Below are 24433 nucleotides of genomic sequence, written 5' to 3' on the forward strand. Positions count from 1 at the left end.
TCAGGAACCGGACCGTGGATGGGCCTGTTTATAGACTTTTTGCAGATGTTCTTTGGATACATGGGTATAAATTTGTGTTGTTGCGAGCGATGAATGTCCTAAGAGCTCTTTGACCGCCCGTATATCTGCTCCCCGGTCCAGCAAATGAGTGGCAAAGGTATGGCGAAGAACATGGGGGCTCTTTTTCTTTAACTGACTGACCGCGGCAAGCTCTTTTTCAACCACTCGCTGAACCTGCCGTTTTGAAAGGCGATCCCCCCTTTTATTCACGAAAAGGGGCTCATCGAGCGCTGCCCCGGAACGAGTTTTTTTGATATACGTTCTGATTAGATCAATGGCAATGGAAGTCAGGGGGACAATTCGTTCCTTTTTTCCTTTTCCGATTACCCGCATTATTGCATTACGAAAATCGACAGTTCCCACATTAAGAGCATATAATTCGGACAACCGGATACCACTTCCATAAAACACCTCCACAATCGCCCTATTGCGCAAATTATCACCACCTGCCACCGAACTATCCAGAGTAGCCGCCTGTTTTTCGGTCAGGAATGAAGGAAGCGGTTTATCAAGGCGTGGGCTGGAAATCGTTTTTGCGCCGTTGGCGGATAGAATTCCCTGCTTCGCACAATATTTCGAAAAAGATTTGAGTGTGGCGATCTTCCGGGCCAGTGTCCGGGAACGCAGCCCATCCCTGCTCAAAGCATAGGTAAAGGTCCGCAGAACATTGCGGGTCATCACCCGGCTCAATGATTCTCCCTCGAACTCCTTTTCAACAAAGGCGCTAAACTGTATAAGGTCCCGACGGTATGCGGTAACCGTATTTTCAGAAAAACCCTTCTCCTTTTCAATGTAGGAGAGAAATCTTTTGATAGCATCCATCAACTGATGAGCAGACATATCTTTTCTCATATCCTTGCCATTCTCCCAAAAGCACTTCGGGACAGGTCTTTTATTTCAAACGTTCTTAATCTTCTCCCCTAACCTTATACCATCTTCTTCTCTACCTTAACTATTAAAATAAGTCTTTGTTTCTATTAATATTCCATATGTATTTTAAGCTTTGGATTTTTCTGGCATCTACTCAAAGGAATATGACAATGAAAGGCATTATTCTGGCCGGAGGTTCCGGCTCCCGTTTATACCCGATCACCCGCGGGGTGAGCAAACAGTTGATACCGGTCTACGACAAGCCCATGATCTACTACCCTCTCTCGATTTTCATGCTGGCCGGAATAAGAGAGATACTTATTATTACTACCCCCGAAGATTCAGAATCCTTCCAGCGTCTTCTGGGTGATGGAAGTCAGTGGGGTATTTCACTCTCTTTTGCAGTCCAGCCCCGCCCCGAAGGACTTGCTCAGGCATTCATTATCGGTAAAGACTTTATCGGGAACGATTCCGCCGCACTCATTCTCGGCGACAACATTTTCTGGGGTCATGATCTGGTGAAAAATCTAAAAACGGCATCCACCCTCGAAAAAGGAGCTATTGTTTTCGGTTATTGGGTCAATGATCCCGAACGGTACGGTGTTGTTGATCTCGATGAAAAGGGTAAAGCGCTCTCCATCGAAGAAAAACCCGCAACCCCCAAATCCAACTATGCAGTCACTGGGCTCTATTTTTACGACAACCGGGTTGTCGATTATGCCTCCAACTTAAAGCCATCAGCCCGGGGAGAACTGGAGATTACCGATCTCAACCGGATATATCTTGAGCAGGGTGAACTCGATGTTATTCTTATGGGCCGGGGTGTTGCCTGGCTCGACACCGGCACCCACCAGTCGATGCTCCAGGCTGCTACCTTTGTCGAAACTATCCAGGAACGTCAGGGGCTTTTAGTATCCTGTCTTGAAGAAATTGCGTATCGTCTTGGATTTATCGATAAAGACCAACTCCTCGCTCTCGCCGAACCGATGAAAAAGAACAATTACGGAAAGTATTTGATACAAACAGCATCCGGACAACGATAAGAGGGAAATTTCCAATGGAATTTATACAAACGAAATTTAACGACGTCTGGTTGATCGAACCGAAAGTTTTCACCGATCATCGCGGGTTTTTTCTGGAGTCCTTTTCACAGAAAGAATTTGCCGATAATGGTATCGCCGCCTACTTTGTACAGGACAATCATTCGAAATCGGTAGAAAAAGGAGTACTGAGAGGACTTCATTTTCAAAAACCGCCCCACGCTCAATGCAAAATCGTGCGGATAACCAAGGGTGCGGTCTATGATGTCATTGTGGATCTAAGGAAAAGCTCCCCAACCTATGGTCAGTGGCAAGGATTCGAACTCAGCGAAAACAATTTCAGGATGCTCCTTGTTCCACAGGGATTCGCCCATGGATTCTGCACTCTCGAACCGGATACCGAAATGATCTATAAAGTTAATGATTTCTACGCCCCTGAATGTGACAGCGGTATTATCTGGAACGATCCGACCCTGAATATCGGCTGGCCTGTGGAAAATCCCATCCTCTCGGATAAAGATGCCCGACTCGGTAATTTTAAAGGGTTTGTCTCGCCCTTTGAGTAAGCGGAAGTGAGACAGAAGATGCACTGAAACCGGACTCGGCAACCGGCTTAGAACTTCTTTGTCAGCGCCAGTCCCATCTGTCCGTTCGTACGGATTATGGGAGTTAAGACCAGTTTAAGTTCATCGGTCTTGAGCATGCGCCTGACTTTTTTGCTGTATTTAATTGCATCGATAGTGGTTCGAAACCAGTAGAACTCACCAATCAGGGAAACAGCAAGGCCACCGATATTCGTCACCATGAACATCGCTTCGGATTCTGTCTGATCGGCGATAATACCGCCACCGATTCCTATCAGGCTCCCGGCAATTACAAGGCCACAGCCGGTAAAATAGGAAGGCCATAGATTGGTAATTGGAGCGTTGAGTGAATTCATTTCACCAGCCACACGAACCTTCTGTGCGCCCAAACAGGCAGGAAGAACAGAAAGTCCCATTAATGTACCGCCGGTTAAGCGTAAAATATTGAGATTTTCTTTAGCATTATTAACACCTTCGGTAGTATCGTAGGATGGAAAATTGGTAAGAAACCCCGCCCCCCAGACAGCGGCGCTTGCAGTATGGGCCACAAGCGAGGTAATCGATAATGCCATTCCCTTGCGAGTCCCTTTTTCGATAGCATCGTGAGACTGCCCGGGACTGCCCATTGGCATCGCTGCATCGCTCTGCGCGGCCAAGGATGTACTGAAATTAAGAGGTGCGGAAGAAGCAAGAAGAAGAGCTTCGGTATCACAGGCTTTTTCTGCGTATGCAAAAGCGAACATTTGAAAAAGGCAGATTATTGTTATCTTATTCATGGTCTTCAAAAACCTCCTTGAGCGTTTAAAATACCCTTAAAAGCAGGATCGAAAAGAAACACAAGCGACCGCTTTTCATTATATTAAAATAATATATAGCAAAATTGAGGATTTGTTTGAATTATTTTTTGATAGAGCGATTTATTCCTGATCTCCAGAAATTTTGTTTTCGCACACCGCGGACACTATCTGTTCGATCCCCCGGATAGTGTTGGCAGTATACACGTTTGATCCTTTTTTGAACCCATTCACTCGTGCCAGTCCTGAGAGTACTCTTCCGGGACCAATTTCGATAAGCGTGTCAACACCAAGACTCCTGCATCGTTCCATGCTCTCTCTCCAGTAGACCGGACGGGTGAGTTGCCAGATATTCCGATACTTGATCTCATCGGTATCGGTTTCTTCTTTGCCCGTTGCATTGAGAATAAGAGGGGTATGAGGTTTCTGATAGATAACCGGCCGGACCCATTCTTCGAATACAACCCTGGCTTCGGTCATACAATTACTGTGCCAGGGCCCGGCAACCGGGAGTTTCCGGCACCGCCCTGTTTTCTCCTGTATGATTCGTTCGGCAAAGGCGTCAAGGGCATCGATTTCGCCGGCGAGTACCACCTGATTGGGAGCATTATCGTTTGCAAGAACAATTTTGCCGTCATCATTCATGTCGGCGATATACTCCATGACTGTTTCCAGGGAGACGAAAAGAACAGCCATCATTGTACCATTGCATTTTGCTGCAGCGGTATCCATAAGTTCTCCCCGCTTTGCAGCAACAATCACGGCATCTTCATAGCTGAGAACACCAGCGGCGCCCAGCGAGGTAATTTCACCCAGAGAATGTCCGAGAACAAAATCCGGTTTGATACCGCTGTCGATAAGTTTTTTATGATACCCAAAGCAAACCGCTGCAAGGATCGGCTGCAGGAACCGTGCATATCGGAGTGTTTTTTCGGGCCCTGTAAGACAGATTTTTTCCAGATCCTCATGGCAGTAATCACTCCCCAGTTCGATAAGCGATTTAAAAAAAGGATCCGATTCAAACAAGTCCCGGGCCATACCCACTTCCTGAGATCCCTGACCGGGAAACAAAAATGCAATTTTCTTCATATAATCCTGATCCGATCGGACTGCCGTCTAAAAAAGATTGAAAAATACTTTCCGGAGAAAAATAACATCAAAGAATAGTGGAGGTTGAATTATTTGCATTCTTGTTGTATTTGGAGTAATTTTAATTTTCGACGTGTACCAAATTTGAATTCTTAATTATCTTTTTCAGGTATCACACACCACAGAAAAATAACATACATAATGCATACGCTTCTAATCCTTTCGCTTCTTCTTCTCCTCGGCAAAGCAACCCCCTATCTTTTCAATAAAATTAAGCTCCCGCCACTTGTTGGTTTGATTTTTTTAGGAATCATTCTTGGTCCTACCCTCTTAGGAGTTATCGAACCACCCGAATTGACCGCTTCGTCATTTAAAGAGCGGGTCGTTTCCCACTATGGCAATGAGAAAGAGACCGTCGAGTTATCCGAAATGCTTCCCAGCCAGGTCACCTGGGAAATAATCCATTTCTTTTCTCTGATCGGGGTTATTATCCTTCTCTTTATTGCAGGTCTTGAAACCGACATCCGTACTTTTGTACGGGCGGGAAAAACATCATCTATGGTCGCGTTCGGGGGCATTGTTTTTCCTTTTATTCTTGGTTTTTTAGTATCACTCCTTTTTGATCCCGCAAATATCAACCGGGCTCTTCTTGTCGGGACACTCCTTACCGCAACATCGGTATCGGTATCAGTCATGTCACTGATGGCACATAAAAAGATTCAGTCCAAAGAAGGCACGACAATCATCACCGCCGCGATTATCGATGATATTATCGGCATTATTATTCTCTCAATTGTCCTTGCCGCCATAAGTGGCGATAAAAACGGTGTCTTAATCAATATTCTGCTCATGGTTGTTTATCTGGTAGGTTCCGTAGCATTCGGGTGGTTCCTGGTGCCTTTTTTTATGAATATTTCGAAAAAAATGAGTGAACCCAAAAGCGTTACAGCAGTTGCGCTGGCCCTGATGTTCCTTTTTGCCGCTGCTGCAGAATTATCTCATATTGCCGGTATCACGGGGGCATATCTTGCAGGATTGTTTATTGGAAGAACTCATTTGAAAAAGGCGGTCAAGGAGAATATCGAAATTATCGGACATTCCCTTTTTGTCCCCCTCTTTTTCATATTTATCGGTCTTCAAATCGATTTAAAACAGGGAAACTACAACTGGGGATTCATAATTCTTTTTGTACTTGTTGCTCTTGTGGGTAAATTTGTTGGTTCGGGATTACTCGCCCGTTTGAGCGGATTCTCGATGAAAAGCTCTTTTATTATTGGCGCGGGTATGATGCCCCGGGGTGAAGTTGCCCTGGTAATAGCGTCGCTGGGCCTTCGGTACTCCAACATTTTTGATCCCGGCATAATCGCAGCCACCGTGCTGTTAATCATCACTTCATCTTTCCTGACTCCCATCCTTCTCGAACGGGGGTTTGTTGGAAAGGAGGCAAAACATGCTTAAGGAACTCATCGAAAAAGGAGGTATTCTGCATAATCCCGACTTCTCGAAAAAAGAGGAGTTGTTCAAGTGGATTGCAGAAACCGCAGAGAAAAAAGGTATAATTGAGTCCGCCGACGAGTTTTATCTTGCGCTCATCGAACGCGAAAACCAAATGAGTACCGAAATCGAACCGGGCATCAGCTTCCCCCATGCAAAGCACCCCTCAGTCAAAGAAATGTTCCTGTATGTTGTCATATCGCATAAGGGGATCCGCTTTGGAGGCCTGGGTTCGAAAGTCAAGATCATCTTCCTGGTCGGTACGCCGATGGATTCTCAGCATTATCTCGATGTAATGGCGGCAATCGCCCGTATGCTGCATAGTAAGGAAGTGAAAAATGCGCTCAAAGCCTCCGAAAGCAGCAGTGAAGTCATTTCGATCATCGATGGCTTTACTCAAGCCGCTCTGAGCGAAAAAGTTGCCCATCGGAATCGTCTGGGCCTTTTCCTGATACTCTCCGACGGTGAATCCATGGAAAGCGCGATGGAACTGGCTATTGCGCTTGGTGTTAAGGGCACGTCGGTAATGGACGGCACCAATGTGGCCGCCAAAATTGCCCTCAGCTTCCCCTTTGCATCACTTTTCTCTGCACGAAACGACCGGCTCAGTTCGAAAGTACTGATAGGGATTATCGAACATGAAGAGATCGCCGGCCGGATGTATGCACACCTGAAAAAGGAAGGTATCGATCTGGCAACCCCGGGAACAGGAACGCTTTTTACCATGCCCCTCTCGACAGTATATGGGGGTGTTGATGAAGAATTTTTCTAAAAAACTTATGAAAATATGTAATATATTATTTTATAATACTTATGTGGAATGACAATTTTGACGACAATGTACATCGATGGGCTGATAATTATCAGAATCCCGATCAGCGGGAAGTATACTTAAAAACAACCATACTTCGGAAACCGATTGCCGGTATTGTATCAGGGTATCATGAACTTCCGTACATTTTAATCGCGCCCGATGAAGATAATTCATCGCATAGCATTGAGGTGAACGGGAAAATAAGCGTTTCACCGCGGTTTGTTATATCGCCCGGCATGCTTGAAGAAACGTTCGGGGAAGTGTTTGACGAAGAAACATTTGATAATCAGCTCCAGGGACGATTATTCAGTTTTGCTAATGTCCGCAAAAAAAACCTTAAAGTGCAGAGCGAATATTTTCAGATGAAAAATATCGATGAGCATCCTGAAAAATATGCCGATAAGGTTCAGGACCGCCTGATGAGTCAGGAAAACATCAAATCTGCATTGATATTCGGCCCGGTATTCAAGTATTATCCCATATCCCTAGACCGTTTCATTACAGAGATAATCGAAAGAGAATTCCGCGCCTGAGATTGCCTGAGAGGATAATTGTTATGTACGAAAAGCCACAATATCTTACCCCCGGGGGGTATAAACGCATGTCAAAAAACCCCTATAAAAAAGACGAGCAGAACTCTCAGGCGAATAAAAAGGCACTCCCATCAAAAAACCTCCCTGTACAGAATCGGCGTCCGAAACGAACTATCGATGAAAAAACCGCCAAACTTATTGCCGAAGCGATCAAAACCATGATGCACAGCAAATAACCGGTAGTCACTCTTCAGCAAAATTCAGGAAACAGGTCGTATGTGGATTTTCAACTTTTACCGTTTTTATTGTGCGATTCTCGCCGGTGGCCTGGTATATGCTTTTTTCATAAGGTCGATATGGATATGGATACTCAGTACTATTATTGTCCGTGTTCTCTGGTTTGCGATTGAACGGGCAATTGAGTCTGCCCGGATAAACGCTTCATTTCAAAAACATATTCCAAAATTCAAAGAACAGTTCGGTCCCTACGGAATTCGCCTTGCAAACAAAGCCGAAAAAAACAGCCGCATCAGAAAGAGCCTTGCCGAGGTATTTACCGATGATCCTAAAAAACTGAAAAAATCGGTCGAGCAGCTTGAGGTCATGGATGCTCTCTTTCAGGCGGGAATGCGCCCCGAAGGCGATGAGTATCTGCTCCACGATCTGAAACTGAAATACGGCAAAAATCGATTAGAGCAGCAAAATAAGTAAGTGTCCCCTCATCAATCACAGGGAACTTTTATTACTTTCGATGGATTTTTTCCTGGCACAAAGATCATGGTTTTTACACAGCTCTGATTTCCTCTCACAAAATTCATCTGATGAGTGCCTGAAAACACCATCAAATCACCCGAATTAGTTCGGCCGATCAGCTTGCCGTCCATGTAGACCGTTGCTCCGGGAGGTATGGATGAAATAAATATCGTCCCATCCTCGCCATCTCCCTGCGGTACCTGGGTATACTGTTTTTTCGGGGAAACCGAGATACTTTTTTTCTGTTTTTCCTTTTTTGAAGGTGCAGCAATAGCTTTCTGCTCCATTTTTGCGCTGGTTGTGAGAGGAGCTGGAGCTAAAGGGGTGTTCTTTTTAGCCACAGGCGTTGATTTGGCCGCGGTTTTCACTGAAGGCTTCTGGGAGACAGCAGGCGGCTTTTTATCCAGAACAGCCGCAAGTTTCGCCACTTCCTCCCTTTTCTTTTCGATAAGATCTTCTTTCGATGTAATTATCGTATGAGAAGTTTTGGCTGCCATAAACGCCTGTTTGGCCGCCTCGATACTGTCCTGAGCTATCTTTTCCATTTCTGCCGTCAGGGTTTCAGCCTTCTTTTTTTGTGCTGCAATTGTGCTGTCGATACGGGCTGTTGCGCTGCTCAATGACAGCTCCATCGTCTGTTTTTCTTCATACAGTGCAATACTGTCGGCAATAAGCTTTTCTCTTTTTCCCAGAAGGGCGGCAAGTTCTTTTTCCTTTTGGGCAATCAGTGAGTCCTGGCGGGAAATTTTCAGATGCGATTCCTCCGCGGATTGCAGGGTCGCAGCCTGTGCTTCACTCATCTTTTCTTTGTTGTTTTCGAGCAAATCGTCATAAGCGGTTATTTCTTTTTCCACCGAATCTATCGTTTGCCGCTTAGTACGGTACGTATACACCATTTTTTCGATTTTGGCTTTCTCTTCTTTTTGCTGCTCAACACTGTCGCTTACGGCATTGTCCCGGTCAGCAACGAGTTTATCAAGCTCCTTTTCCTTTTTCTCAAGTTGCGCAGAAAGCTTTTTAATTTCCTGTTCGATCAGTGTCCGGTTTGAAGCCAGTTTCTTCTCCAGTGCGTCGAGATCCTTTTTGTTACCTTTAACCGCACGAGTGATAGCCATGATCTTCTCATGGGATTTCTTTGCCATTTCCTGTGCTGCTTCTTCCTCTTCGGATACTTTATCCGCAGCTTTGGTACGACGGGTCTCTGTTTCGCTTATCTCTTTTTCTTTCAGCACAACAAGGCTGTCCAGCTCATCAACTTTGCTGCGGGCACGAAGAGCCAGTTCTCCGATTTTCCGTTCCACCTCGGCGCTGTCATTCCCGAGCATCCGAATTGTCTGCTCAACAGCTTCGAGTTCAACAGAATGAGTATCAACACCAGCGGTCTGCTTCACAATTTTCTTGTGTGCCGAAGCAAGCGATTTTTCCAGTTCCTTATGTTCGAGTTCGTTTTCATTTATGCTGTTTTCCTTTTTCCGGGTCAGCTTCCGGATTTTTTCTTCATGAGCATCGCTGGCGGCTAGTTTTTCGTTTATCCTGTCAGAGAGTTTTTTCAGTTTAGATTTCTTCTCTGTTTCTATCGCGATACTGTCCTGCTTTATGGCATTCCTTTTGTTCTCAATCCCGGCCATCGCTTTTTGGGCATCACCGATCATCTTTTCGATCCGCTCACTTGTCTTTTGAGAAACATCATTTTCGGCAGCCCCTTTTTTCTGTAGAGCCACACTGTCGACATGAATCTTTTCCCTTTTAAGTTCCAGTTCGACGATCTCCTTTTCCAGCGAAGTAACAACATTATCCTGCGCACTCACCAGCATGACAACACTATCTCTTTCCTCTTTGTGATTCGAGACAAGATTCGTGCTGTCCCGACGGATTCTGCCGGATTTTTCTTCCATCAATTCTCTTTTCAAACCGGTGGATTCAACAAGACTGTCCAGAGCGATTCGCTTTTGTTCCAGTGTCCATCCCTCCCACGTCTTCTCCCGTGCTGCAATATCCGGATTTTTTGCAAGGTTTTCTTTTTCGCCGAGCAGTAATCCGAGTTCCCGTTGTCTGTTAGTGAATTCATCCGACCGCGCCGCCTTCTCCTCATCACTGAGGTTCATCAACTCGGCCAATTGCCGTTTGGTCCAGTCGACTTCCATATCTTTGCGTATCTTATCCTGATGCAGTTTCAATTGTTCGTATTCGGATTCGGCAGCGACAAGAAGCGAATCGGCACGCCTGATTTGCGCCTTCATCTCCCCCGACTCCTGCTCCTGCTTTTTGACAACCGCGGCACTGTCCGAACTAATTGCCGCGCCTTTCTCCTTCTGTGAAGCAAGCTCCTTTTTCTTTTCCGCTATTTTTATGTCAATGCTCTTCGCTTCGGTTTTGTATCCTTTTAACCTCTCTTGAAGAGAACTGCCGGCAGTAACACTCTTTTCTTCAACCTCTTTTTTCCGTCGCTCAAGCCCCCGGACCTCCAGGTCTTTCCTCGCATATACGCTGTCGATTTTTTCTCTTTTGGTCACGAGGCTGTCGATCCGGCGTTTCATGCCTCCAACAAGTGTCAGGCTGTCGGCACGTAATTGCTCCACTCCTGAATCCGCTTCGGATTGTTTTTTTTCTTCAGCGTGTATCAGTGAGTCCAGTTCTTTGCGGCTCTTTTCCCCCGATTCCAGAATCACCGTCATTTTTTCCTGCAGAGCGATGCTGTCTTTTTGAAGAGTATCAAGACGGTGAATATAAATTTCGAGGTTTTGCTGCAACGAATGACGGGATTTCCGGGCGGCATCGATTTTTTGGGCCAGGTCCGCAAGCTTATCATTCTTCTTTGCTTCGGCCTGTTCAAGGTTTTTTCTCGCCTCTTTTTTGTTGGAAAGTAATGATTTCAGCTCTGCGGCCTGTGCTTGTGCAGTACTGTCTATATGCTCTTTTTCTTTTTTTAAAACAGCGATTTTTTCTGATGCACGGCCTTGCCCGGCAATGCTGTCATCAACCGCCTCTTCCTGCAGGGCCAGCAGAGAGTCTCTCGCCATCTCATTCTCTGTTATGTCTTGTTGTAAGTTCTGCTCTGTTGCATTCAGATCATCGAGTCTGCTCTGTGCAAAAAGAGGTACATTTAAGATGATAGTGCATAAGCAAGCACTATTAAAAATTGCAGATACAAGAAATGAAACCTGCTTTCTGTTCATTGAATCTCCTGACGCGCTTTAAGATTCTGCATCATAGACAACTGCATATCTTTTCGGCACCGACCCGACACTCTTTGTCACGATAGATGTGTAAGTCTAAGCCACAATAGATGTTGCCCTGAGGCTGGGTATCCTCATGTTAGCAGATTATTATAATAAATTAAGAATTGGGCAGTATTTCATACCACATTTATTTGATCTTTTTTAAATCCTGTAGCATAGCGAGTGGGCAGATGAAAACCGACACCGGTGAAATGCAATCGCACAGCTCGATTTCTTTGGTGAGAAGTCCTGATTCTTCACAGCCGAAAAGAACGACGACAGTGGCCCGACCGGCACAAAAATGATTTGCAGGTAAACACAGCCGTCCTTTATTACTCCATTCACCCTTCACAACAGTATTTTTACTCTTCTGGGATATCGACATTTAAAATCATCAATGAGAATGAAATGAAGCGACACAGTCTCTACCTTGCCCCCTTGCGCGGCATTACCAGTCATATTTTTCGTACAGTCTATGCCACTCATTTTGATGGTATCGATCTGGCGGTTTCGCCCTTTGTTCCAACGGTAAAGGGACGAGTTGTTCGCCGAACGCATATCCGCGATTTACTCCCTGAAAATAATACCGTCATGCCGTTAATACCGCAGGTAATCGGTAATGATCCCGATACATTTATTATACTGGCTAAATGTCTCGCCGAACTCGGATATACCGAAATCAACTGGAATCTCGGGTGTCCTTTTCCTCAGGTTACTAAAAAAAAGCGTGGTTCGGGCTTGCTCCCTTTTCCTGATATAATCGAATCGTTTCTGGACAGAGTTATGCCGTCCCTTGAGATTAAACTTTCGATAAAAGTTCGACTCGGCCTCGATTCACCGACCGAGCTGCATACGCTCATCCCTCTTTTTAACGCCTACCCTCTTTCCGAACTCATTATCCACCCTCGAACAGGAGCACAACTTTACAGGGGGTGCGTAGATCTCGAAGCTTTTTCGGAATGCCTTTGCTTATGCAAGCATTCAGTTGTCTATAACGGGGATATACGAAGGGATGATGATTTTCTCAAGTACAGCCGCAGATTTCCTTCGGTACAATCATGGATGATCGGCCGGGGGGTAATCGCCGATCCTTTCCTCCCCTATCGAATTAAAAACAGGGATATCAATGTGCCTGATAAAACGCGGCGACTCGGGCGCTTTCATGATGATCTTTTCGATCATTACTCCGAAGCTGTAGACAACCGGAGGCATGTTCTTGGTATTATGAAGGAACTCTGGTCACTTCTTGCTTACTCATTTCCAGATACGCCAAATCTCCTAAAAAATATCCGGCGCATCAAAACCTGCGATAAATATACCGAATATATGGACGATTTTTTTGCATCCTGCGATACGTAATGGTTGCCGGATCCCCTCAAAAAGTAACTTAAGCTTTATAAAGTCTGTTTTCCGATCGTATCAGTTCCATTGAATCGATACAATCGAAATCGAGATTGTAAATCGAAACATTTACATTTTTGTCGGCTATTTCGAGTAACCCGAAAGAAGGGGGCGTTTTTTTGTCCAGGGGACCTTTTAAATGCCCCGGATTCATGGTGAGAAGACCGTCGTTAACAGTTATCTCCGCCCGGTGGGTATGGCCATGGAGAATAATATCACACCGTATTTTATCGTTTTCAGTAACATCCTTTTCAAAGCTGTGGACCAGCATAATGCTCAATCCCTGTACCGTCTCGATTTTTTTCGGCTCCAGGGTGCCGTCACGATATTTCGGATTATAGATCCCCGGCACCTGAACTACGTCAAAATATTCATCGCCCAGTTCAATAACATCTTCATAATCATCACCAAGGTGGTACAGTGTTGAAATGTGCTGTTTTTGCTGGAGCCAGTCTGCTACTTTGCGAAGATACTCTTTGTTGCGATGGGTGTCGCTTACCACACCGATTTTCATACCGCCCTCCTGGTTTAAATCCGGCACGTGAATATAGTGGTTTGAGTTTCAGATTTAGAAACGAAAGTATAACGTGTAAGTTATAAGTAGCGGCTCCTTCCTTCGGAACCGCCACGTCGCTATTTCTGCTCTTTTCGTCGGGAATACTGAGAATTCCCTGAAAAACCATGTATTATGTACGACGGCCTAAAGCTGCTTGACCTTTGTAATGGTCGTTTTAAATTCTTCAAGATAAATTTCGACCTGTTTTACGACATTTTCGGCAGTATAGCCGAATTTATCATCCAGGACCTTATAGGGAGCCGATGCTCCGAATCGTTTCATGCCCACGACCTTACCAAAAGGTCCGACAAGTCCCCTTAAAGCAGCTGGCAATCCGGCGGTTAACCCAAACACGGGAACACCGAAGGGCACGACACTTTCCTGATACTCTTCGGACTGCTCATGAAAGAAAGCCTCGGCGATTGCCGACACCACCTGCACTTTTAACGATTTTTTCGATTCGAGCAGTGATGATGCTTCGATCAGGGTGGAGACTTCGGATCCATTGGCAATCAAAACGAGATCGGGTTTTCCATCAACTTTTTTCACTGTATAGGCGCCCTTTTCTGCCGCAAGTGCATCTTCATACCTCGATACACAGCATACGGGGATATCGCTGATATTCTGACGGGAGAGAATCAATGCCACCGGACCGGTTGAGTATTCGAGCGCAACTTTCCATGCGACGGTAGTTTCTATGCCGTCGGCAGGCCGCAAGACAAGCATGGCGCGGTTGCCGTTGAGGTTGTTGAACTGCTCCAATAAACGAATCTGAGCTTCATGCTCGATCGGCTGATGAGTAGGACCGTCTTCACCAACCCGGAAAGCATCGTGAGTCCATACATATTTAACCCGAAGCGCCATAAGGGCCGCAAGGCGTACCGCCGGCTTCATATAATCGGAAAAAACAAAAAAGGTTCCACATACCGGCACGATACCGCCGTGCAGAGCGATTCCATTCATTACCGCCGACATAGTCAGCTCGGAAACACCTGATTGAAGGAAATTGCCGGAAAAATCGCCTTTAGTCAGTACTTTGGAATTCTTGAGAAAAGAATCGGTATTATCGCTGTTGCTTAAATCGGCCGATGAAACGATGATGTTTTCGATTTCTTTGGCATATACCGCAAGGACTGCTCCGGATGCTTTTCGTGTTGCGCAGCCGGCTTTTTGCTCTATTGCTTTATAATCGATTTCGGGAAATTCCATAGCCATGAATTTCTCAAGCTTTGTTGCAAGCTCCGAATTTTCCTTGACCCATTTTGCCTTTGCATTCTGTTTCTTTTTGGCAGCAGAAATTTTCTCTTTTTTCACCGATTCGACAAATTCGGTAACATCAGAAAAAATCGCAAAAGGATCCTTTGGATCACCGCCGAGGTTTCCGATGGTTTTTTCAAAGGAGGCTCCGGCTTTGGAAAGCGGCATTCCATGCGTTGACACCTCACGCTCATAGGATTCGCCGTTTTCGGTGACTGCACCCTTTCCCATAACAGTTTTTCCGATAATCAGGCTCGGACGATCGGTTTCTTCGTTGGCCCGTTTCAGCGCAGCCCGGATCTGATCTATGTCGTGGCCGTCGATAGTCTCAACAGCCCATCCCCATGCCTCATATTTTTTAGCAGTATCTTCACTGGTAACAATCGATGTTTCGGATGACAGCTGGATATCATTGGAATCGTAATACATGATCAGATTGCCGATCCCGAGGTGTCCGGCCAGTCTTCCTACCCCTTGCGAAATCTCTTCCTGGACACCACCATCCGAAATATAGGCATACGTTTTATGGGCTATCCATTCACCGAAACGGGCGGCAAAAAAACGCTCTGCGAGAGCATTCCCGAGTGCCATTGCATGTCCCTGGCCGAGTGGTCCCGATGTATTCTCAATTCCCCGCTCGCGTTCGAGTTCAGGATGACCGGGTGTCGGGCTTTCCCACTGACGGAACTGCTGGATATCATCTTTTGAAAAAGCTCCATAAAGATTCAGAACCGAATAAAGCATGGGCGACATATGTCCGGGATCCAGAAAGAAACGATCACGTTCCTGCCAGGCGAAATTCGACGGATCGAACTGTAGAAATTCACTGTAGAGTACTGCAATAAAATCGGCTCCACCCATTGCACCACCGGGATGACCGGATTTGGCCTTCTCTACCATAGCTGCGGAAAGGATTCGAATATTATCTGCCGTACGTTTTAAATGGTCATTACTCATGACAAACTCCTTTAAATGAATCGTTTTCAGATAAAATAAAGGTTTTAAATATATATCTGAGTATGATGGAATATAAAAATATTATCGGATATTCTCATTACAAAGAGCGTTTTTTCACCTGAGAGCGGGAAAAATAGAAGAGACATCTCCGCATATCATCATGAATAACCGATGTGGAACCGGCAACAGAAAGTGCAACATTGCGAAATACGGTACCGGCAACTTCAATCCTTGCCTTTGTAGTGTAGAGGGAATCACGTAAATAGATACGTCGGTTACGTAATGATTCGATTTGTTCATCGATATCAGAACAAAGGGCCACAAGCCGGGCCCGGACAACGCCCTTCTGCCTGGGAAGCCCCCCATGTAATGTTTCTTCACCGGCAAGCTGTTTCAACCCTCGTTCGGCACCCCGTCGCTCCTCTTTCAGACTTTTAATCTTTCCGGCAATCTCCTGGATTTCTTCCTCAATAAAATAATCGACACCCACATCAATTTTTGTAAAGACCCCCGAGGTATTGCCGATACGATGGGTCCGTATGAGCTCTTTTGCGATTGAACGTCCTCCAATAATCCAAGATTTTGGTGATTCGACCAGGATGCTCTTGCCCGCCGACAAATGAGAATCTATAACTTCACCCGCCACCATGATTGTATTGTGAGCAAGGATCCGTTGATTACGAACATAGGAAACAACAACGTCTTTACCTGCAGTAATATATCCTTTACCTATGCCGATGAATCCGGATTTGAGAATAACATTCTGTTGCGATTCAACAACAGCATCTTCAACGACGCCGGAGATATGAATATTACCGTCAGCGGCAACCGAAAATCCTGCATGCACGTCTCCATAAATTTCGACATCTCCAACAAAGGTGATATTTCCCGTATGGAAATCAACATCACCCTCAATGCGAAGTACTTCCTCAACCACAAGACGTCCGTCTCTGAAATACACATGGCCATTTTGTGCAGCAATCCATTGAGAATGATCATTACTGTTTTGTACTATATTTTTCCCGGGCCTGATCGAAACCGGAGAGCCACTCATAGCAGGAACAGGATTCCCGTAGACATCGGCACCCACAATTCCCGGTTTAGGTGCAATTATGCGGGCAAGGTCCTGGCCTTTGACAACATTTTCAAAAACATGAATACTGTAGTAATCTGCCCGTCCATCGGGAAGAATTTTTGGCTTTTGGGAAAAATTCAGATTAACCTTGTACTCTATCCTGCCGTCCTCACCATCCACAGGATATTTTCCCTCGGCAACTTTAATCCTTTGAACTGCAGATTCCGGATCCAGACCGGCCAAGGTTTTTTCGAGGATCTTTTTATCAAGACGCCCCACAATTCCCGATTTTCTGCATGCATCGAGTATGTCTTGTTGTGAAGGATTTTTGCCCTTGGGACCGGCAGGATATATTTCCACAAAAGCACTACACTTATCAGAAGAAATATCAAGAGAAAAGGCGCCGTGCATTGTTACCGGAAGCAACCGGCATCGATTACCTGATGTTAAAACTATGCCCCTTTTGAGGGCGGTAATTTCACGGGTCGAATCATTATAGGAAAGACCTCCTTCAATGCAATTCACCGACTGCAGAGTTCCGGAGCAGAATGTCAGCGGAACAGTTTCACCCCGAACGTTTATTCCCGGTTTTTCCGGATGGCTGTCTTCATATCTGCCGACAACAGTCCCTTTTTTAACAATATAGGGTTCTTCTATATACTTTCTGATATGTGAATAGACCGCTTTGGAAGCGGATATGAGTGTTTGCGGGAACCGGGAACTATCATACGTCTTTACAATAAACGATGCTCCGGGAGTGGTGGCCGGAGCAGGCGAATCACCAGCGGCGACCAGTGCAGCATCAATATGCCCGTTTTCGCAGATCTCCTTTGCAGCCGAAAACACCAGGTCGTCTATTACCCCATACACAACGCCTTCATCACTCAACGCCTTGTTGATCCTTTGTACTGCAGCCTCATGTTTCGGCGGTGAATTGACACTGCCGGAAATAAAGGCCGACATGGAATCAGGAGTGATTGAAACCTCTATTTCCTGTCTGCGTGGAGCCATAGCGTTAACATTGCCGGAGAGCAGTGCGTTTTTTATACCGGCCTGAGCAGGCCCGATGATTCATCATGAATAATTTCATAACTTTTTTCCATTTCAGTCTCGGCTTTATTCAGAAGCTGTCCCCATAAATCTTCCGTAATACCAAGGTTGTTCACACATTCAGAAAAGCCATCGGTAACGGTTCCTTCGAAAGGGTCCTTTTCTTTGCTGCAAAGAATATACTCGGCCAGGAAAATAACCGAAGCAATATTCTGCTGGGCCTGAGCCGCCTTACCGGGATCATGGTGAAAACGGACACCGGAAATGACAATACTATCCATTTTCCACAATTCAAGCAACGTCCCTCCAACAAAGGGATGGGCATCTTTCCGGGCGACTACCCGTTCGGCTTCGAGAAAAGAGCAGGAAGACATCTCACTATACCGGATAATCTGAAGAAATTCGGAATGAAAAAATTGATCGAAAATTAAAATACCGATATCGTGGAGCAATCCGGCCAAAAAACATCGGTACCGTTCATCCTGCGGCATCACCACTTGAGCATGATCGGCAATTACCTGCGCAAGGTACCCGGCAGCAACCGAATGGTGCCAGAATTTTTTATAATCAAGATCATTTGACTGGGGAGAAAATTCCCGGATCAGACTTACCGCCATGGCAAGATTTCGTACTTCGTTAAAACCGATACGGGTGACGGCCAGGGGGATTGATGAAATTCTGTGGGATGGTGAACTGAAAAACGCCGAATTCGCAACCTTGAGTACTTTGGCTGTTAATGATGGATCCTGTTCAATAACACGTCCCAGCCGTTTGGCATCACCTTCATCAGAATCAACGATCGACTGCACCTGAAATAATATTCTGGGAAGGGTCGGGAGTTCCTCGATTTTACTGATACGCTGCAATATTCCCTGCATAATCTTCCTACCTGAATAACAATAGAGACTTGAGCAACACAATCGGGTGCCCGGCAAAGGCTTTGAGTGCAAACCGGATTGTATTGAGTCGTTCGGGATCTTCTTTCATAAGTGAAAGAGCGGTCTTATCAAAAAATTTATCATCGTAGCAATCAATTACCATTTTTTTCACTGCATAGGAACGATCCTGGTATTTGCCGAAAAACCGCGCCCATTGTTTATGGTATTCTTTTAAGCCGCGGGCATCAAAGCGGTCCTTTTTAAAGGCCCGGGCGGCTGCCCTGCCGGCCAATGTTCCAGCATGAAGAGCATAAGCGATACCGCCGCCACTCAGAGCATTGACCTGGGATGCGGCATCACCAACGATCATTACTCCGTCACGATATAATGGCCTTATCCATCTCCCTACCGGAACACCTCCACAATGAATTATATCCTTTCGGGCCCCGGGAAACTTTTCCGCTATGAACTTTTTCAAGTATTTCTCTGCCTTTCCCGGACCGCTCAAAGTGCCTAAAACTCCCAGACCGGCATTTGCACTCCCATCCCCACGGGGAAAGATCCAGGCATATCCGCCGGGTGCAACATGACTCCCTAAATACAATTCCATGGTATCCGAATCGATTTTCGAATCATAGATACGGGTAAATGCACAACTTTCGATGTCTTCGAATGATAACGAAGTGCGCCATCCAAACTTCCGTGCCAGCCGGGATTCTATACCTTCAGCCAGAATAACACACCATCCTGTATACCGTTCTTCGGGCGTAATACATTCGTACATACCGCTTGCGTGTCTTTCAATTGATACCACCGGCGTATTACAGTGCAATTCGGCCCCGGCTTTTACAGCATCTTTCGCAAGATCGGCATCCATTAATTCTCTATCGACGACAAAGCTTTTGTCAACATTCTTATGAAAATTTTTAAAATCTACCCGATATCCGGCGGGTGATATCATTCGGAACGATTTGATTGTCGCTTTAACCCATTCCCGGCGAAGCTCCAAATGGCGGGAAAAGCCTTTCATACCTATGCCTTCACCACATCGAACCGGAATTCCAACCCGGGATTTGCGCTCGAGAATGCAAACAGAACGCCCGCCTTCGGCAGCAGCCCTGGCCGCCATCGAACCGGCCGGCCCCGCCCCAACAACAAGTATATCATATTTTTTCATATTTTATAAACATCCTGTGAAAAATTCCGCCCCACAGTCTTAAACCAAAAGCATTACTCCGGCTTTTCGCAACTCAATGCTCCCAACGGACATATTTTTACACACCTTCCGCAGGAAGTGCACCTGGTTTCATCACACGAAAGCTCTCCGATGATCAGCAAGGCGTCTTCAGGACATATCCTGATACATGTACCACAGACATCACAAACATTTTTTTTAACTTTTATCATTTTTTTTGATATCCCGGATCAATTTTTCGGCGTCCTTTCTTATTTCCTGCACCCGGGGATCATCCCACGAGTCTGCTTCCTTAAGAATTTCTCTGCACACCTGCATCGATTCGTCGTACTTTTTGTCGAGAAAAAGCATATGCGCCTGTTTGCTTTTTCCCGATAACACACTCCGTCCTGCATTAGGAATCGAACTGTATAATTCGCATAACCGCCGATAAACCTGTGCAGCTTTGCTGTATTGCTCCTGCATATGAAAATATTTCGCCTTGCTCCAGAGGATATATCTGCTGGTGGGATAGTTAGTCTCAAGTGATCGTATCAGTTTCCAGCTCTTGCCATACATTTTTTCGGTTATATAAATATCCACCAGGACAAGATCGGCTCCTAATGAAGATATCTGAGAATTATCACTTGCATTCTCAAGTTGTTTAATACCCTCTTCCTTTGATCCCGGGAACCAGAACAACACCCACCATAACTGTTTTCGTAATTCACCTTTGGCATAGTCGTAAAGTCCCAGGTAAAGATCGGCGTCACTGTTATCCGGATCCATTTCTTTGGCTTCTTTAAGGTCTCGAATCGCTTCCAGCCCAACATGGACACCCGCTCCGTATTCTTTATTACGAAGGCAGTAGGCAGAATAGGTTGCTTTGGTAAAGCCGCGTAGAGTTTTACTGTATGAGGTTGTATCCTTTTTCTGCTCCATTTCCGAAATCAACTTCAACGTTTTATTGTAAGATTGCAAAAATCCGGCAGAATCGGTCCGGCGATCAAGATCGAGGTCCTGTAGACCGATACCGTACATATGCAAAAAAGGACCCAGAGGGTCATCGGGAGCATGGTTTGACATAGAATCGATCTGGGCAAAAGCCTTTTTGAACCGGCAGGCTATCAGTTTCTCGATAACGGTGTTGGCGCACTTCTTTTTCGATTCCGGAAGGGTGAATCCGTAGCTCAGTGTTATTCCGAGCAGCAGGAGTATCAAAAATTTATTCATTGATCGAATCCGCGGGTAGCAGTGATGGATACCGTACTTTATGTCGAATAGAAAAATACAGCCTGGTAGCAATAAAAATCGTAATACCACTCAAACCAAAGACAGGGAAGAGTACTCCGGCAGCGGCCATCATAAGCCCACCGTTGACTTTATAGGTAGCTTCCGTAACCGCCCGAGTCTTTACAAAAAAATAATAAATGGAAAGAGGCAAACTGATTGCAGTAATAATAAGAACAAACAGATCCTTCACAAAAAATGCCGAGACTCCTGCTCCTGCAAGCAAAAGTGTTGCTAAAAGATGTGCTCTATGGTCTCCAAGGTATACCGCCGTTGTGATTTTTCCACATTCTTTATCGCCCGGGATATCCGAAAGTGTCGAGCTTATGGAACCCGAACACATAAGGAGAAAATAGGGAAAGCAATTAATGAGGTAGTCCTCGAAGACTAACTGATTATTCGGCAAAGCAAGTATCCACCCCACCCCAAAGGCGACAACGCCATATCCGAGGGCATTGCTGAGAAAATCGGCCAGAGGTCTTCCTGAAAAATAAAAAGGGCGAAAACTGTACACTATTCCGAGAATGCCTGCGAGAAGGGAAAAGTAGACCAGGCGGGGGTCTCCCCAGAAAAAAATAATCGCTATCGATAGTCCCCAGAAAACCGATGCAATAAGGAATGCGTCCTGTTTTGAAAAACCGGTATTAATTAAGAGTGGAAAACCGTCATTCTCCCTGTCGACTTCATAATCTGCAATCTGATTGAAAACAAATACCGCAGCCACCGAAAAGGAAAAGACAATCATCCAGAAAAAGCTGCTGAAATGTGCCGACTGCCACAAGGATGATAATGGTACAGAGCGATAATAAAAAAAGCATCGACAATACCCCAGAACCGAAAATCCCCATACGGTGACCAGGACTACCGGTCGGGTGATAAAGAGCGCATCGATAAGTTTTACCCCGAAATTCATATGATCATCTGTTCGGAGGAGTGCTATTGTGCCTTGAATGTAGGATAGTTGATACCCATCCTGAGATGGTAATAAAGCTTGCTTCCAAAGAATGTTACAACAATAAGAGCTCCGTATAACGGAATATAAAATACCACAAAAGCCGACAATAAAAATACCGGCCATTTAAAGGCCTTGAAAGCCATGCTTCTGTTGGTGGAAACAATGAGATATATAAACAACACCAGACTTACTACCGCAGGAACAATCATTACCCATGGATTATACTGTAGAAAGAAACAAAAGACAAGGGCAAGAGCACAGAAAACAGTTGCGGCAATTGCGGTCTTTTTTTCTCCATAGGCAACACAAAATGTTTTTTTACCGGTGGCTTTATCTCCCGATGCATCGGGGATAGTAGTGGTGACAAAGATTGCCGCATTCGCAAAACCGGCGGAAAAGGACGCTAAAAGCCCTTGTATCCAGAGGTTAGAATTAATGGGTGGTATGGATGGAATCTTTACAACAAGATTCTGATCGTATTGCGCGGCATACCATCCAACAAGATAGGTCAACACACCATGTCCCAAAAAGCACGCTATCGTCCCTCCCCATGCCCTGTTTTTCAGGCTTGCCGGCGGGAGATCGTATAAATAGCCGAGTACGAGGCCGGCGGCAAATAACAGAAACATTATCAGATCAAAATAAAAGGACACAAACAAACCGGTCAGCGCGCAAACAGCGGCCAGGACCCACGCGGTTCGGACTGACACTAATCCGTAGGGAAGAATAAACAGTTTTTTATTGATTCTGTCACTTTCGATATCTGCAATCTGATTAACCACATATATCCAGGCAACAACGAGTGAAAATCCGAAAAGGGCCAGCCAGAGTCGGGCTTCTGAATAAAGAAGAGAACCGTTACCGGAAAAAATCCCACCAAGATGGGCATGCTCATTTCCGGTAATCCACCCCAGAATCAGTATTGTCCATACAGGTGCAAGTAAGGGAATTCGTAGCAGGAAAAAACAATCGAGAAGTTTAGCAAAAACTGCTTTCAATAAACGGATCCTTTCCCATCAACAGCTCATTTTGTATAATATAAACTCTGCCTCCTATTCGACCAAGAAACTTGAATACCATGAGCAGGATTTCATTCATAACTTGCTCTTAATCCATACGATTACAAGCAAAAACATCTTAAATTGTCAGGGAACGGGATATGTGCAGAGCGGAAAAGGATTTGTATATATCCAGGCATAATTTTTCTTCCTGACCTCAATGCGATACACACCTTTTTCGGAAACAGGAAAATTTGCCCTACGGCCCTTATGAAAAGCACAAACCTCTCCATTTCTCAGTAATCTTATTTCGGCCTTTTCGGGTACGCTTGCTTCAAACGACACCGGCCGTCCCGGTATTTCCGGTTGGATACCGGGACAATAAAAGGAGCCATCATCATAATGCACAAAGAACCGGCTTCCCCGGGCATCACCCCGTCGATAATTACTTACATATGAGTGCCCGTTTTTGAGGGCGCCGATAATCATCTTCTTTGTGGTATCATCATTCCGTGCCGGATAGGGCCGGTTGAGATATAAGTGGGTTCGTATTCCTTTCAATTCAACTTTTACCGGGAATATGGTCAGATGTACCAATCCCAGACCGTATCGTCGCGTGTGCGCATCAACCCCGCCCACCGCAGCAACAAAGCGGCTCCGATTCAATTCATCCCACTTCTTTAGCAATTCTACAGGAACATCGGCCATCAATCGGCGCGGAAACAGTATGCGAATAAAGCTTTGCCAGTTCTTTAAATGTTCAACCCAATCGGACATTTGGTTCCAAATCTCGATGCCGTCATACCCACCAGCCGACCATTCGGTCCAGGGATATGATGGTAATCCCTGGAAATAATGGCGTTTTTCTGCAGGATGAGCGATAAATCCGATCCCCCCTGACCGTTTTATCTCATCAATATACCCCTGAACATTCTCCTTTTCCGCTGCAATGGTATCCGAACCGATCACAAGGTAATGATTCCGATTGTGGATGTCCTGATGTTCATACCCTACCACAAGAGAGACACCGTCATTAAATCCCTCAAATCCCTCATTTTTCGCTTGAAGCGACATATGGTCGGTTACGACAAGATAATCAAGTCCGACCTCCTGAGCTGCTGAAATCAGTTCGGGTATATCGACACCGCCGTCTGAGAATTGAGTATGCAGATGGAGCGCTCCACAGATTTCCTGAAAAGTATTTATCGGCTTGTTTATTTTAGTGTTTGACATTATTAATCATTATATATTATCTTAAGAAGTTTTGAATCTGCCATATATATAAAATATTAAAATTTATTCCAATAATAAAGGAGTGCATGAATGCCCCAGCATAAATCATGTGAGAAAAGAATGCGCACAGCAAAGAAAGCCAACCTGAGAAACAGAATGGCCCGTTCCACAATGCGGACCGCCCTCCGTAATGTATTAACCTCCAACGACAACGAAACCGCTGCTCCGGCATTGCAAAAAGCGATTTCAGTGCTCGACAAAAGCGTGAAAAAGAATATTATTCATAAGAACAATGCAGCAAATAAAAAAGCAAAGCTTTACAGGCATGTAAAAAGTCTTGCAAAGTAGTTTTCTATAAAA

24 protein-coding genes are annotated in these 24433 nt (G+C 45.3%); 9 read left to right on the plus strand and 15 right to left on the minus strand.

Annotation, left to right across the window (positions count from 1 at the left end; genetic code table 11):
* The gene (locus GF401_01380; GenBank protein ID MBD3343695.1) at positions 1–912 is read right to left on the minus strand and encodes a tyrosine recombinase; all 912 of its coding nucleotides are present in this window, start codon (positions 910–912) and stop codon (positions 1–3) included.
* Between the two features lie 182 nt (positions 913–1094).
* Between GF401_01380 and rfbA the strand changes: the two genes are divergently transcribed.
* Both rfbA and rfbC read left to right on the plus strand, forming a co-directional pair.
* On the plus strand, positions 1095–1973 hold the full coding sequence (gene rfbA / locus GF401_01385) for a glucose-1-phosphate thymidylyltransferase RfbA (protein MBD3343696.1): 879 nt from the start codon (positions 1095–1097) through the stop codon (positions 1971–1973).
* A 14-nt stretch (positions 1974–1987) separates the two neighbouring features.
* On the plus strand, positions 1988–2536 hold the full coding sequence (gene rfbC / locus GF401_01390; protein ID MBD3343697.1) for a dTDP-4-dehydrorhamnose 3,5-epimerase: 549 nt from the start codon (positions 1988–1990) through the stop codon (positions 2534–2536).
* Between the two features lie 47 nt (positions 2537–2583).
* On the opposite strand, the gene GF401_01395 is transcribed toward rfbC, so the two are convergent.
* Positions 2584–3330 (minus strand): hypothetical protein, encoded by a 747-nt coding sequence (locus GF401_01395; protein MBD3343698.1) that lies wholly within the window; start codon positions 3328–3330, stop codon positions 2584–2586.
* Positions 3331–3471: 141 nt separating this feature from the next.
* A complete protein-coding gene (locus tag GF401_01400) occupies positions 3472–4437 on the minus strand; it encodes an acyltransferase domain-containing protein (GenBank protein ID MBD3343699.1) in 966 nt (321 codons plus the stop codon).
* Positions 4438–4638: 201 nt separating this feature from the next.
* On the opposite strand from GF401_01400, the gene GF401_01405 reads away from it, so the two are divergent.
* The 5 genes from GF401_01405 to GF401_01425 are packed head-to-tail and all read left to right on the plus strand — an operon-like array spanning position 4639 to position 7989.
* Positions 4639–5895: a hypothetical protein gene (locus GF401_01405; GenBank protein ID MBD3343700.1), complete on the plus strand. Its 1257-nt coding sequence runs from the start codon at positions 4639–4641 to the stop codon at positions 5893–5895.
* Positions 5888–6703: a hypothetical protein gene (locus tag GF401_01410; GenBank protein MBD3343701.1), complete on the plus strand. Its 816-nt coding sequence runs from the start codon at positions 5888–5890 to the stop codon at positions 6701–6703. The genes GF401_01405 and GF401_01410 overlap by 8 nt, the downstream gene beginning before the upstream one ends.
* A 41-nt stretch (positions 6704–6744) precedes the next feature.
* Positions 6745–7278, plus strand: coding sequence for a hypothetical protein (locus GF401_01415; protein MBD3343702.1), 534 nt, complete (start codon positions 6745–6747; stop codon positions 7276–7278).
* Between the two features lie 23 nt (positions 7279–7301).
* Positions 7302–7514 carry a hypothetical protein gene (locus tag GF401_01420; protein ID MBD3343703.1) on the plus strand — a complete coding sequence of 71 codons (213 nt, stop codon included), beginning with the start codon at positions 7302–7304 and terminating at the stop codon, positions 7512–7514.
* Positions 7515–7554: 40 nt separating this feature from the next.
* Entirely contained in the window at positions 7555–7989 is a 435-nt protein-coding gene (locus GF401_01425) for a hypothetical protein (GenBank protein MBD3343704.1), read from the plus strand.
* A gap of 11 nt (positions 7990–8000) precedes the next feature.
* Here the strand turns inward: GF401_01425 and GF401_01430 are convergent, their stop codons facing one another.
* Both GF401_01430 and GF401_01435 read right to left on the minus strand, forming a co-directional pair.
* Positions 8001–11207, minus strand: coding sequence for a PEGA domain-containing protein (locus GF401_01430; GenBank protein MBD3343705.1), 3207 nt, complete (start codon positions 11205–11207; stop codon positions 8001–8003).
* Positions 11208–11397: 190 nt separating this feature from the next.
* Positions 11398–11634 carry a hypothetical protein gene (locus tag GF401_01435; GenBank protein ID MBD3343706.1) on the minus strand — a complete coding sequence of 79 codons (237 nt, stop codon included), beginning with the start codon at positions 11632–11634 and terminating at the stop codon, positions 11398–11400.
* A gap of 23 nt (positions 11635–11657) precedes the next feature.
* Here GF401_01435 and GF401_01440 point away from each other — a divergent pair, with 23 nt between their 5' ends.
* Positions 11658–12608 (plus strand): tRNA-dihydrouridine synthase family protein, encoded by a 951-nt coding sequence (locus GF401_01440; GenBank protein MBD3343707.1) that lies wholly within the window; start codon positions 11658–11660, stop codon positions 12606–12608.
* Positions 12609–12636: 28 nt separating this feature from the next.
* On the opposite strand, the gene GF401_01445 is transcribed toward GF401_01440, so the two are convergent.
* From GF401_01445 to GF401_01490, 10 genes are all read right to left on the minus strand, one after another.
* Positions 12637–13164: a YfcE family phosphodiesterase gene (locus GF401_01445; protein ID MBD3343708.1), complete on the minus strand. Its 528-nt coding sequence runs from the start codon at positions 13162–13164 to the stop codon at positions 12637–12639.
* A 186-nt stretch (positions 13165–13350) separates the two neighbouring features.
* Entirely contained in the window at positions 13351–15420 is a 2070-nt protein-coding gene (locus GF401_01450) for a transketolase (protein MBD3343709.1), read from the minus strand.
* A 97-nt stretch (positions 15421–15517) separates the two neighbouring features.
* Complete coding sequence (locus GF401_01455; protein MBD3343710.1) at positions 15518–17506, minus strand: DUF342 domain-containing protein; 1989 nt, start codon at positions 17504–17506, stop codon at positions 15518–15520.
* A 32-nt stretch (positions 17507–17538) separates the two neighbouring features.
* Positions 17539–18423, minus strand: coding sequence for an HDOD domain-containing protein (locus GF401_01460; protein MBD3343711.1), 885 nt, complete (start codon positions 18421–18423; stop codon positions 17539–17541).
* Positions 18424–18430: 7 nt separating this feature from the next.
* A complete protein-coding gene (locus GF401_01465) occupies positions 18431–19600 on the minus strand; it encodes a geranylgeranyl reductase family protein (protein ID MBD3343712.1) in 1170 nt (389 codons plus the stop codon).
* Positions 19601–19653: 53 nt separating this feature from the next.
* Positions 19654–19830, minus strand: coding sequence for a ferredoxin (locus GF401_01470; protein ID MBD3343713.1), 177 nt, complete (start codon positions 19828–19830; stop codon positions 19654–19656).
* Positions 19817–20830 (minus strand): hypothetical protein, encoded by a 1014-nt coding sequence (locus GF401_01475; protein MBD3343714.1) that lies wholly within the window; start codon positions 20828–20830, stop codon positions 19817–19819. The genes GF401_01470 and GF401_01475 overlap by 14 nt, the downstream gene beginning before the upstream one ends.
* Positions 20823–21965: a hypothetical protein gene (locus GF401_01480; protein MBD3343715.1), complete on the minus strand. Its 1143-nt coding sequence runs from the start codon at positions 21963–21965 to the stop codon at positions 20823–20825. Before GF401_01480 ends, GF401_01475 begins: the two co-directional genes overlap by 8 nt.
* Entirely contained in the window at positions 21824–22849 is a 1026-nt protein-coding gene (locus GF401_01485) for a hypothetical protein (protein MBD3343716.1), read from the minus strand. Before GF401_01485 ends, GF401_01480 begins: the two co-directional genes overlap by 142 nt.
* A gap of 138 nt (positions 22850–22987) precedes the next feature.
* The gene (locus tag GF401_01490) at positions 22988–24073 is read right to left on the minus strand and encodes a PHP domain-containing protein (protein ID MBD3343717.1); all 1086 of its coding nucleotides are present in this window, start codon (positions 24071–24073) and stop codon (positions 22988–22990) included.
* Positions 24074–24163: 90 nt separating this feature from the next.
* Between GF401_01490 and rpsT the strand changes: the two genes are divergently transcribed.
* On the plus strand, positions 24164–24421 hold the full coding sequence (rpsT, locus tag GF401_01495) for a 30S ribosomal protein S20 (GenBank protein MBD3343718.1): 258 nt from the start codon (positions 24164–24166) through the stop codon (positions 24419–24421).
* The last annotated feature ends 12 nt before the right edge of the window (positions 24422–24433 follow it).

It is taken from the genome of Chitinivibrionales bacterium (assembly GCA_014728215.1).
Lineage (GTDB): Bacteria > Fibrobacterota > Chitinivibrionia > Chitinivibrionales > WJKA01 > WJKA01.